Below are 11,838 nucleotides of genomic sequence, written 5' to 3'. Positions count from 1 at the left end.
ATACATGTGAGTGTGGGCCGGAAACCTTCAGGTTTCCGGCCCACACTCACATGTGTTTCAACTGATGTCAAGTATCAGTCTTCGTCGCTTTCCTTTGGAATACCGAGGGTCTCGCGAATGTGATCGAAGAGCGACAGCGATGTTGCGATTGCGCAATTGACATGCTGGAGAAGCTGCGCATCGGTTGCGCCGTGCTCGTAATCAACATTGACCTCGGTCATGATGCGAAGAGGTCCTGCCTCGCTGGGGGCATAGAATGCCTTCGGCCAGATGCGGTCACGGTGCCAATCTTCGATGACGCTTGCGAGTTCATCTTCGCGTTCAGCGGGAACCTCTTCGGCCATACGTGCGGTGACCTGCAAGATTTCCTGATCCTGCCCCATGAAGAGGAAGAAGAACGGCGCGCCGTCCCAGCGGCCGCAAACGTCGTCATCATCATCGCGGCCGTAGTACCAACCCTGGCCGTCGAAGATCTTTTCGATGCGTTCCTTGGAGATGGGGCGTACTGAGTCGCCCGTTTCAGCGGAATCAAACCAACCCATAGTGACGTCCTTCCTCTCAGAGTCCCAGTGCCTTGGCAAGTTCGTTATAGAACTCTTGGCCAGTTCCCAGTGCGCATGCGATCTGTTGGTTCAGCTGTGCGTCAGTTGCGCCGTGTTCCCAATCGACCGAGTTCTCGCAGAAAATGCGAATCTCGCCTTCGTCATTGATGCGATGGTAGGCCTTTGGCCAGAGCTTTTGGCGGTGCCACTCGCGGATGAACGCGCGGACCTCCTCAAGACGCTCGATCGGAATCGAGAGGTGCCACATGGACTGAATGTGGAGAATCTCCTGGTCCTTGCCACGAAGCATGAAGTAGTAGGTGTCATCATCCCAGGTGCCGCCGAGATCATTATCCGAATCGACGAAGTAGTGCCATCCGCGTTCTTTGAAAAGAGCGATGAGCCTTTCCTGAGAGATCGCCGGAGTCAGCGGAGCGCTCTCTTCCGGTTTTGGCCGTGAAAACAGACCCATGTGTATGTCCTCCTTGGAAGGGAAATTTCACCACAATGGTAAACGAATGTGATCTAAAAGTCAGCTCTGCTGGGTGGCAAACTCGCGCTCATCAATGATGTCCAGAGCCTTTGGGGTAATTGCCTCGAGGTGCTGGTTCGCATGATGAGCGCAGAAGTTGAGCGTCCCCGTAGCTAAGGTCACGCGAACCCACGCACGAGCACCGCATTGATCACAACGGTCTTGAGCGGTAAGGATAGGGGGAAGGGTCTGGCGTGAATTCTCAGTAGTTACGGTATTCATAGAATCTATAAGACCATGCCGGTGCTGTATTTTGCCGAGCTTTTCCGTCTTTTCCGCCAATGGCCGAAAATTTCTCTGGAAAGGGTCACAATTTTGCGCTTTCGGTGCGTAAATACGCGATAAATTGATTGTCCTTCGTACACTATCGGGGTGAGTGAAACCCAAGCCTCAGACTATTCTGCGCGCCACCTTTCAGTTCTTGAAGGTCTGGAAGCTGTCCGCAAGCGCCCCGGTATGTACATCGGTTCGACGGACCACCGTGGCCTTATGCACTGCCTGTGGGAAATTATTGATAATGCCGTTGATGAGGCCCTTGAGGGTTTCTGCGACACAATTGATGTTCGACTGCACCCGGATCATTCGGCTTCGGTTGCTGATAACGGTCGAGGTATTCCCGTCGATGAGGTGCCGGGGGTCGGACTGTCGGGCGTAGAGGTTGTCTTCACGAAGCTGCATGCTGGCGGAAAATTCGGTAGCGGCTCGTATGCTGCTTCAGGTGGCCTTCATGGTGTTGGCGCGTCTGTTGTCAACGCTCTTTCTGCCCGAATGGATGTCGAGGTTGATCGTGGTGGGAAGACCTGGCAGATGTGTTTCAGGCGTGGTGAACCTGGTGAATTTGACGATTCTCGCCAGCGCACTCCAAATTCCCCATTCACACCCTTTACCGATGAATCTCGTTTGAAGACCGTCGGGAAAGTTGCGAAAAAGAAGACTGGTACCCGCGTCCGTTTCTGGGCAGATTTCCAAATTTTCCCATCCGATGAGGGATTTACCTGGGAAACCTTGCTCGCGCGTGCGCGCCAGACGGCCTTCTTGGTACCCGGCCTAACGATTAATTGCTTCGATGAGCGCGGGGAAGAAGTTGTCCACGAATCATTCCGCTTTGATGGCGGCGTGGTTGACTTCGTTGATTGGCTCTCTAACGACGGCGCTGTTACTGACACCTGGCATATTCAGGGTGAAGGAACATTCACTGAGACTGTTCAAGCGTTGGATCCTGAAAGCGGGCATCTTCGTGCTGTTGAAACCGAGCGTATCTGCGAAGTTGATTGTGCCCTTCGCTGGGGGATTGGCTACGATGCGCAGCTGGAATCCTTCGTTAATATCATCGCTACCCCGAAGGGCGGAACGCATGTCGCGGGCTTTGAACAGGCCGTTTTGAAGGTTCTGAGAAGCCAAGTTGATAAGAACGCGCGGAAGCTCAAGGTTAGCGCAAAAGATGGACGCCCAGAAAAGGACGATGTTCTTGCTGGGATGACAGCGGTTGTGACAGTTCGTTTCCCAGAACCACAGTTCGAAGGACAAACCAAGGAAATCTTGGGAACACCGCAGATTCGTACGGTTGTTGCACGCGTTGTGGGGGATTGGCTCGAGAGTAAGTTTGCTTCGTCCAAGCGTGACGATAAGCAGCAGACCAGCGCACTCCTCGAGAAGGTTGTCGGTGAGATGAAGGCGCGCGTCTCTGCGCGCATGCACAAAGAAATTTCCCGGCGGAAGAATGCACTTGAGACGTCTTCTCTTCCTGCAAAACTCGCGGATTGCCGTTCTGAGGACGTTGAACAGACCGAGCTCTTTATCGTGGAGGGCGATTCTGCCCTTGGCACCGCGAAAGCTGCCAGAAACTCGCAATATCAGGCTCTTTTCCCCATTCGAGGAAAGATTTTGAATGTCCAGAAGGCTTCAACTGCGGATATGTTGGCGAACGCTGAATGCGCGAATATTATCCAGGTGATTGGAGCGGGCTCTGGGCGGACCTTCGATATCGAACAGGCGCGGTACGGCAAGGTTATTTTGATGACTGATGCTGACGTCGATGGGGCGCACATTCGCACGCTGCTCCTCACCTTGTTCTTCCGCTATATGCGACCGATGGTTGAAGCTGGTCGGGTCTATGCTGCTGTGCCTCCCTTGCACCGCATTGAGGTAGCGGGTAAAGGACGCAAATCTCGCGAGTTTATTTATACGTATTCAGAAGAGGAACTTCACCGTCAGCTTGCCGCTCTTCGGAAGGCAGGTCGAACCTGGAAAGAACCTATCCAGCGTTACAAGGGCCTCGGTGAAATGGATGCCGATCAGCTAGCTGAAACGACTATGGATCGGGCCCATCGTGCGCTTCGTCGAATCACTTTGGCTGATGAGGCTGCTTTGCGTCAGGCTGAAGATGTTTTTGAGCTCCTCATGGGACAAGTTGTTGGTCCTCGACGCGACTTTATTGTTGAGGAAGCAGCAGGAATTGATCGCGAGCGCATTGACGCATAGGGGCGAGGTCCCACTCAAGTGGGACTGAAGGCCCGTAATCCCGTAGAATATGTGCATGACTGGACTTGCGGAGCGTTTAAAACCGCCCGCGCTCGTCTCTTTTCCAGGTTCTCATCTTGGTCTGCGTTGGCGGTCTCTGATTCCTTCGGATCTTGGGGCTGTCGCTGAGCTGATTCGTCAGGTTGAGAAAGAAGATGACGCGATTTTCAGGACCTCGTCGAAAGAAATCGCTGACCTGGCATTAGGACAGTGCGGTGCTGCACCCCTCGAAGTAATCGTGGGGATTGCCCAGGACCAAGGTATTGTCGCTCTTGGTTCTGTGAAGATTCTGGCCAGCCTAACCGAGGCCGCGGTAGCGATTGTTAACGCGGTGATTCACCCATCATGGCGAGGCCGTGGTGTTGGCCGTTCTCTGCTCCACTGGCAGGACGGGCGTGCACGCCAAATGCTCGTTGAGTATTTCGGTGCCGACTGTGAACTCCCAGCCTCTATTGCTAACTGGGTTGACGGTCATATGACAGATCGTCGTCGTCTGTATATTGCTGCAGGTTTTTACGCTAAGCATATGTTCCAAGTGATGTATCGCGATCTAGAGGGCTCAGAGAGCCGCGGACCGGTACCTGAGGGACTGCATGTTGTGCCTATGAGTGAGGTTTCTTTCTCTAAGCTTCATCACGTACATTCCGAAGTTTTTGCGGATCATCCTCTCACCGAGGCTCGAGATTTTTGGTGGGAGCGTGCACTCGAAGATTACGAGGATCGCTGGTCTTTTGTTGCCCTGAGTGATGATGGTGAAATAGCTGGCTACTGCATGTCTGGTCGCCCAGCAGAGAGCTGGATTGCCCACGGTCGTCTTGAGGCTTATATCAACACCATTGGTGTTGCGCCGGCATATCGCGGAAAAGGCGTGGCCTCGGCAATGGTCTCTGCCGCGACGCACGCTGCTGCTCAAGACGGGATGAGCCGTATTGGGATTGATGCAGATATTAAGAGCCCAACACATGCGCAAGCCGTATATGAACATCTGGGCTTCCTCAATGACCGTACACGTGTCTTTTACAGTATTGATCAGTAGGGCGCGTACTCGTCAATGGCTTCATATCACGTAGATAGGGGAGTCGAGGCATATCCTCCTTTCCCCCAGGAACACCACGGAATCGTCTGGTGTCAGCTGGACGCTCGTGACCTGCATGCACTGAGCGCTCTTTTTGCACGAATGGAGGCAAGGGATAATCCTCCCTATCGCACAGCCTTAGCGGAAGTAGAGGAAATGCTTTCCCCGGCCTCGTTATGGTGGGGGATCGCGGCTTTTGCGACGAAAGGAATCGCGCAGGGGAGAATGGTCGCTTTCGCTCAGACGCGATTGCGCTTTTCAGAGCGTATTGAATGTGTCTGTCAAGGCGGAGTTGACCCCGATTTTCGTAGGATCGGTTTAGGCAGTTCTTTGCTTGAATGGCAAATTGCAGCTGCTCGTTCAATGCTTGAGCGAAATGAAGATAATGGCCAGCGCGCGATCGTGAGCTTCGTCGAAAATTGGCAGGATGAACTTGAGAACGCGCTCAAGGCTCGAGGCTTCCATTGGGAACGCACCTATTACGACCTACGGGCGAAACTCGACCCACTGCCGCAAGCGCCTTCGCTCGGTTCGTATATGACGATCGAGCAGTGGAGCCCTTCATGGGATGATGAGCTGCGACGCGCAGCAAACCTTATTGCGCAACAGCAAGGCCGAGCCGCTCTTACCGAAGAGCAATGGACGATGGGACGTAGTTCTTTTGCTCCCGATTGGTCCTATATCGCGGTGGATCGCCGCTCTGATCGCCCTCGGATTGCTGGTTTTACGCTTGTTTCAAAGTACGAGCAAGATTGGTCTGCACTGGGGTGGAAAGAAGGGTATATCGACCACATCGGTGTTGGAGACGAGTGGAGGAATACCCCGGTTCTTGATGCCTTAGTGGTTGCCTCGATGCACGCACAGGCGCAAGACGGTATGGACCTTATCGCAACGGGAATTGCTCAAACTGAAGGTTCTGCAACGCTATCGGTTTTTGAATATCTGGGTTTTCGAGTCGTTGGTCAGCAGCGACTTTACGCAATAGATATCCCGGATATCTCCTAAGCCTGAACCTTTGAGATATCCGGGATCGCTCGGAACTCTATTGTTAGAGGACCTTTGAGAAGAACTCCTGAGTACGGGGATTTTGTGGATTGACGATTACGTCCTCGGGGCTTCCTTCTTCAACGATTGTTCCGCCATCCATGAAGACGACGTGGTCAGCTACCTCACGCGCAAAACCGACCTCATGGGTGACGACAACCATGGTCATTCCTGCCTTCGCGAGATCCTGCATGACGCTCAGGACTTCGCCAACGAGTTCGGGGTCTAGGGCAGAAGTGGGTTCGTCAAAGAGCATGAGTTCGGGTTTCATCGCCAAGGCGCGAGCAATTGCCACGCGCTGCTGCTGGCCACCAGAAAGCTGCGAGGGATAGTGGTTGAGGCGATCTCCCAAACCAACTAATTCCAAGTACTCCCGGGCTTCCCGTGCAACTTCCTCCTTAGAGCGCCCCAGGACCTGAATCGGGCCTTCCATAACATTCTCTAGAGCAGTCATGTGCGGGAAGAGATTGAAACGTTGGAAAACCATACCGATTTGTGAGCGCTGACTAGCGATTTGCTTGTCTGTTAGGTCGTGCAGTACCCCCGTTGAGGGGTCTTTTCGGTATCCCAAGAGCTCGCCATCAATGAAGATTTCCCCCGCAGAGATTGTCTCTAGCTGGTTGAGACAACGTAGCAGCGTTGACTTACCTGAGCCTGACGGACCCATGATCACGCAGACCTCGCCGTTGGCAATATCGAGGTCTATCCCGCGCAGGACGTGGAGGTCGCCGAAAAACTTATGGACTCCGCGGATTCGAATAAGCGCAGACTGATCTGTCATGGTGTTACCTCAATGAAAGTCGTATCTACAGACTGAGTGTCAGGATCAAATCCTTTGCCGAAGTAAGCTTCGATGTGGCTTTGGATCCACATGAGGATACTGGTGACAACCAAGTACCAAATTGCAGCTGCAATAAGCAAAGGAATTGGCTGGAATAGTTCTTGTCCCTTTTGGTTCGCAACGAAGGTTAGCTCAAGGGTGTAGGGGATTGCGCTGACCAGAGAAGTGGTCTTGAGCATCGAGATCGTCTCGTTACCAATGGGTGGGACAATCACTCTCATAGCTTGAGGCAAGATAATCCGACGGAAAATCTTCCCACGTGACATTCCCAGTGCCGTTGCGGCTTCCCATTGCCCTTTATCCACCGAGAGCAGCCCCGCACGGATAATTTCGGCAAGGTAGGCACCTTCGTTGAGGCCGAGCCCGATAAATGCCATCCAAAATGGTGTGAACCACTCGCGAGTCTCGAAAGAGAAACCGAATTCGGTTCCGGGAATTCCCAAGCTAATTGTCCGGTAGAGAGTAGGTAGTAGTGACCAGAAAATTAGCTGTGTATAAATAGGCGTTCCACGGAAGAACCAAATGTAAGCAGAAGCTACACCGCGCAAAACAGGGTTTATCGACTGACGCATGATCGCCATGGTGATGGCAAGTACCGTACCAAGTGCCATGGATAAAACCGTCAAGACGATCGTCATCATCAGGCCGGTGATGATCATTTTTGAAAAGAGCCATTTCCACACCACATCCCACCTAAATTGCGGGTTTGTGACAAGGATGTAGGCCAATCCCAATGCCAAGAGTCCAACGATAATTGCGCTGATCCAACGACCTAGGTGAAAGACAGGTCGGGATTGGATCAACTCCACCCCGTCTTTGGTCTTTTCGGGCATAACGTGAATTCCTTAGAGATACTAGCGAGGGAATATCAGACCTGAGGGTTAATTTCTGCGGTCTTGAGTGCGCCTTGGTTCGATCCGTAGGTTGCGAGGATCTTCTCGACGTATCCGTTGTCCATCAGGTACTGGACAGCTGCCTGGATGGCCTTCGTGAGTTGCTCGTTGTCCTTAGGGACGATGATTCCCTGAGGTGCAGATTCGACGACATCTCCGACCTGCTCGAGCGAACCATTAGATTGCTCAATGGTGTAGCCAATAACGGGGGAGTCAGCAAGGGTTGCATCGTACTGACCGCTGGCGACACGCACTGCAATGTCAGTTTGAAGGTCGTGAGGCATGATCTTCACAGCCTTTTCACCCTTAGCGGTGCAGTCATTAGACAGCTGAGTGATGTAGTCGAATTGGAAGGTTCCATTCTGGACACCAACAGTTGTTCCACATACGTGCTTTGGATCAAAGTTCTTGGGATTGCCCTTTGCAACTGCGAAAGCAGTACCAGTTTCGATGAAGCTGACCATGTTGACTTCCTTCTCGCGGTCAGCAGTGATCGTGAAGCCGGAAATACCGATATCGAACTTCGAGCCAAGCGAAGGAATGATTGTCGCAAATTCAGCGTGCTCTGTGGTCGCGCCCTTCAGGCCCATGACATGCGCGATCGCATCGGCCATATTGACGTCATAACCGGTGGGGGTGGTGCCATCTGACTTGAAGAACTCTGCCGGTGCATAGTCGATTGATGCGCCGTTCTTCAGCACCCCAGCTTTCTTGATGGAATCGGGAACCAATGCCTCAATTTCAGGGACAGCTTGGATCGATGAGGTATCGAAACTGAGATTCGCTGTCTGAGAGGTGGATGCTGAACCATCTGCTGAAGGCTTTTCGTCGGGGTTTGAGCAAGCTGCGATACCTGCTGCGCTCAGCACCAGAATGGATGGAATTGCAATAAGTTTTGTGTTCATGATGTCTCTCCTTGAGTTCTGATGAAATAAGCATACATTAGAATGCATATTATGCATAAATTGGAACTGGGTGAGCCCTCACACAAAAATTGAGGCCTGTGAACAACTTGGTTCACAGGCCTCAAATGAAAGATCAGCGTCCGCGCAGTGCGCGTCGGTTAGGACGCATCCGGGTCGGATCAATTCCCTTGGGGATTGGTGCAGACGTGCGGTCCAAAGCGCTCAGGCGCTGGTTGACCAGAGGTACTTCATCGCGAGTAAGCGTCTTTTTGAGTGAGCGAAGTTCGCGTTGAAGCTTTGCTAAACGAACCTGTCCCTCTTCGGTACCAACCTGAATGGTGGTTACGGTGACGTTGCGCATGATTCGCTGCGCCTTCTTGCGTTCCTGTTCAAGTAGAGAACGAACACGGGAACTGGGGCCTTCGGAAATGAGCACAATGCCAGGACGGCCGATAAGACGCCAAACAAGATCCTGTTCGGGGTTTGCGGCGATTGGCTGTTGATTGGCAATCCAGCCACTGCGGATGCGGCTAATCACCATGTACACCTGGCCAACAGTCCCCTCGACCTGGGCATATGTTGCGCGTTCGGTAAGAGTCGACAAGATGATGGTCGAGATCAAAACACCGATGAGCAGGCCCAAGAGGATGAGTGAGAACCAGCTACCGTGGATAAGCGCCGCAGCTAGAACTCCAAGTGCGGTTGCGACGACCGTAACGCCGATCATCAGCCAGCCGATCCAAGGGTAGGTGCGTGCGGCAATTCGGTAAGCATCCATCAGATTGTGATAGAAGCGCCGTTTTTTCTGGGGTGTGCTGTTTTCGCTCATAACGGGTCCATCTTAGCGGTTTTTTCGTCTGTCACAGAATGTGAAAGGGGGTGTGGGGATCTTTTGATCTCCACACCCCGATTCGCTTAGCTATCTCAACGAGTTGCTGCGGCCAAGGGGACTTCTGCATCGGGTTCGTGAGTGATGCGGTTACGTAGGTCGCGGCGAACGATTTCGATCGACCACATCCACACAATGTGTCCCAGTGCTTCTGAGAAATGCTCAGCCCAACTCTGTCCACCTTCAACCCAGGGGAAGGGGGATGGGACTGTGCCCATCAGAGGCATCAGGACAAGGTGGAATCCAATCCAGACAAGCAGACCGAATGCGGCACCTTGCCAGAGCTTAATTCCAGGGAAATATTCCGCGACAATGCAGTAGAAGAGCGCAAAGACAATCGCGAAAGAGAAGTGGATGATGAAAGAATAAATCGGCAGGTTATCGTTTCCGTTGAAAGAAACTGTCGTATGAACCTGATCGGGGGTCATCCCGAGCTGCTCGAGGAGCATCTGTGGCGGGTTTGTTGCGTTGCGCTCGGGGGTGCGAGGCGGGAATGGAACTTCCCATCCGAACTTAACGATTGCGGAAAAAAGACCGCCGATGAGGCCGGCGACTGCCGCTGTACCAATACGACGGCGCTTGGGATCAGTCTTTTTGAAAAGGTTTTTGAACATCTTCAGGCATTTCTGTCGATACTGCAGAGTATGGATACCGAGGACGTCGCGAGGCGACGCAACCTCGCGTACCGGTTGACAGTCTCCCACCTTTGAACGTAGATCGCTAGGTAGTGGGCTTGTTGATGGCAAGGTGAAATTAAAGTGGTGGGCAAGCCAAGGCTTGCCCACCACAGTAGTTAGATCAGTGAAGTCTACAGTCCGAGTTCTGACTCGAATGCAGCTTCCTCAAGTCGACGCTTCACATCCATGAGGAAACGGGAGGCGTCTGCACCATCAACTAGACGGTGATCGTAGGACAGTGAGAGGTAAACCATCGAACGGATTGCGATCGAATCGTTGCCGAGTTCGTCCTTAACAACCACGGGGCGCTTCACGATTGTGCCCACGCCCATGATTGCGGTTTCCGGCATGTTGAGCACTGGAGTATCGAAGAGCGCGCCACCCGAACCTGTGTTCGTGATGGTGAAGGTTGAGCCCGAAAGCTCATCAGCACCGATCGTTGCCGAACGTGTACGTGCAGCAAGATCGTTGATTGAACGCGAAACGTCGGCGATCGACATTCCCTGGGCGTTCTTGATGACCGGGACGAGCAGGCCGCGTTCCGTATCTACCGCGATGCCGATATTCTCGTGATCGAAGTACGTTACTTCCTTGTCATTAATCGTTGCGTTGACCTTGGGGTGGAAGCGCAGTGCTTCGGTCGCAGCCTTAACGAAGAAGGGCAGGAAAGTCAGCTTGGTGTTCTCACGCTGAACAAATGCGTCCTTTGCGCGCGCGCGCAGGGCGGCAATCTTCGTAACGTCGACTTCAATGACGGTGGTGAGCTGGGCAGCGGTCGCTAGTGACTCAACCATGCGGCGGGCGATGGTCTGGCGCAAACGCGACATCTTCTCAGTGGTTCCGCGAAGCGGTGATGCCTCACGGCCGGAGAAGACATTGTCGCCAGAGGCTGCGGCGGCGGTGGTCTGAGGTGCTGCGCTCGCTGCAGGAGCTGCAGGAGTTTGTACTGCCTGACGTGCCTTGATTGCGGCCTCGACGTCTTCGCGACGAATTCGGCCACCGATCCCGGTGCCGGTCACCTCTGCAAGCTCAATTCCTGCCTCGCGCGCAAGCTTGCGGACAATAGGCGTCACATAGCCGGTTTGGGAAACCTGTGCGGGAGTAGATGCAGAAGACTGGGCCAGCTGGCCAGTTTCTGCAGTCTGAGCCAAGGAGGCGGGAGTCGGGAAGGGATTTACCGGTGCTGCGGGAGCCGGTGCAGGAGCCTGAGGTGCCGGGGAAGCAGGAACAGGTGCTTGCTGAGCCGGAGCCGCAGGTGCTGCTGCCGGAGCAGCGGGTGCCGCAGGTTCACTGGGGGCAGCCGAGGGAGCCTGAGCAGTAATCACTGCAAGGACAGTGCCAACCTCAACCGTTTCGTCTTCCGGTACGCGAATTTCTGCGAGGAAGCCTGAAGCGGGAGCGGGAACTTCGGAGTCCACCTTATCGGTCGAAACCTCAACCAGCGGTTCATCGGTTTCAACTGCGTCGCCAACAGACTTCAGCCAAGTGGTGACGGTGCCTTCTGTTACCGATTCGCCGAGCGCAGGCATGACGACCTCGGTTCCACTTACCGGTGCCGAGGCCGGCGCAGGAGCGGAAGCAGCGGGTGCGGATTGTGCCTCGGGAGCGGGCGCCGGGGTGGGTGCGCTTTCCTGTGCGGGGGCAGGAGCGTCTTGCGGGGCCTCGGAAGCATCACCGATGAGAGCCAGCTGAGTACCGACCTCGACGGTTTCGTCTTCGGGAACAAGAATCTGAAGAAGGACGCCTGCCACGGGGGAGGGAACTTCAGAGTCGACCTTGTCGGTGGAAACTTCGACCAAGGGCTCATCGAGTGCGACGGTGTCGCCCACTGATTTGAGCCAGGTGGTCACGGTGCCTTCGGTCACCGACTCGCCCAGAGCGGGCATGATCACTGCGGTTGCCATGTTCAATCTCCTTGTC

At 53.9% G+C, this 11,838-nt stretch carries 12 protein-coding genes; 3 read left to right on the top strand and 9 right to left on the bottom strand.

The window, feature by feature from the left end; genetic code table 11:
- Positions 1–74: 74 nt before the first annotated feature.
- The 3 genes from HGAS_RS00985 to HGAS_RS08340 are packed head-to-tail and all read right to left on the bottom strand — an operon-like array spanning position 75 to position 1,296.
- Complete coding sequence (locus HGAS_RS00985) at positions 75–542, bottom strand: YbjN domain-containing protein (RefSeq protein WP_009409332.1); 468 nt, start codon at positions 540–542, stop codon at positions 75–77.
- A gap of 16 nt (positions 543–558) precedes the next feature.
- Positions 559–1,014, bottom strand: a complete 456-nt coding sequence (locus HGAS_RS00980) for a YbjN domain-containing protein (protein ID WP_009409333.1) — start codon at positions 1,012–1,014, stop codon at positions 559–561.
- Positions 1,015–1,074: 60 nt separating this feature from the next.
- On the bottom strand, positions 1,075–1,296 hold the full coding sequence (locus tag HGAS_RS08340; RefSeq protein WP_019126091.1) for a DUF7455 domain-containing protein: 222 nt from the start codon (positions 1,294–1,296) through the stop codon (positions 1,075–1,077).
- Positions 1,297–1,446: 150 nt separating this feature from the next.
- Between HGAS_RS08340 and HGAS_RS00970 the strand changes: the two genes are divergently transcribed.
- Genes HGAS_RS00970 through HGAS_RS00960 form a run of 3 tightly spaced genes read left to right on the top strand, consistent with a single transcriptional unit; the run spans position 1,447 to position 5,674 of the window.
- Positions 1,447–3,555 carry a DNA gyrase/topoisomerase IV subunit B gene (locus HGAS_RS00970; RefSeq protein WP_019126090.1) on the top strand — a complete coding sequence of 703 codons (2,109 nt, stop codon included), beginning with the start codon at positions 1,447–1,449 and terminating at the stop codon, positions 3,553–3,555.
- A 55-nt stretch (positions 3,556–3,610) separates the two neighbouring features.
- Complete coding sequence (locus HGAS_RS00965) at positions 3,611–4,630, top strand: GNAT family N-acetyltransferase (protein ID WP_019126089.1); 1,020 nt, start codon at positions 3,611–3,613, stop codon at positions 4,628–4,630.
- Between the two features lie 15 nt (positions 4,631–4,645).
- Complete coding sequence (locus tag HGAS_RS00960; protein ID WP_019126088.1) at positions 4,646–5,674, top strand: N-acetyltransferase; 1,029 nt, start codon at positions 4,646–4,648, stop codon at positions 5,672–5,674.
- Positions 5,675–5,717: 43 nt separating this feature from the next.
- On the opposite strand, the gene HGAS_RS00955 is transcribed toward HGAS_RS00960, so the two are convergent.
- The 6 genes from HGAS_RS00955 to sucB form a co-directional block, all read right to left on the bottom strand.
- The gene (locus tag HGAS_RS00955; protein WP_019126087.1) at positions 5,718–6,494 is read right to left on the bottom strand and encodes an amino acid ABC transporter ATP-binding protein; all 777 of its coding nucleotides are present in this window, start codon (positions 6,492–6,494) and stop codon (positions 5,718–5,720) included.
- Positions 6,491–7,387: an amino acid ABC transporter permease gene (locus HGAS_RS00950; RefSeq protein WP_009409339.1), complete on the bottom strand. Its 897-nt coding sequence runs from the start codon at positions 7,385–7,387 to the stop codon at positions 6,491–6,493. Before HGAS_RS00950 ends, HGAS_RS00955 begins: the two co-directional genes overlap by 4 nt.
- A gap of 35 nt (positions 7,388–7,422) precedes the next feature.
- Positions 7,423–8,352: an ABC transporter substrate-binding protein gene (locus HGAS_RS00945; RefSeq protein ID WP_019126086.1), complete on the bottom strand. Its 930-nt coding sequence runs from the start codon at positions 8,350–8,352 to the stop codon at positions 7,423–7,425.
- Positions 8,353–8,485: 133 nt separating this feature from the next.
- Positions 8,486–9,181: a DUF4191 domain-containing protein gene (locus HGAS_RS00940; protein ID WP_009409341.1), complete on the bottom strand. Its 696-nt coding sequence runs from the start codon at positions 9,179–9,181 to the stop codon at positions 8,486–8,488.
- Between the two features lie 95 nt (positions 9,182–9,276).
- Positions 9,277–9,855 (bottom strand): YagU family protein, encoded by a 579-nt coding sequence (locus tag HGAS_RS00935; protein WP_019126085.1) that lies wholly within the window; start codon positions 9,853–9,855, stop codon positions 9,277–9,279.
- 194 nt (positions 9,856–10,049) lie between these two features.
- Positions 10,050–11,822, bottom strand: coding sequence for a 2-oxoglutarate dehydrogenase, E2 component, dihydrolipoamide succinyltransferase (gene sucB, locus HGAS_RS00930; protein WP_019126084.1), 1,773 nt, complete (start codon positions 11,820–11,822; stop codon positions 10,050–10,052).
- Positions 11,823–11,838 lie beyond the last annotated feature (16 nt).

The organism is Actinomyces sp. ph3 (assembly GCF_000308055.1).
Lineage (GTDB): Bacteria > Actinomycetota > Actinomycetes > Actinomycetales > Actinomycetaceae > Pauljensenia.
Note: the sequence above shows the minus strand (reverse complement) of the source record. Positions and strands in the feature narration are given on the sequence as shown.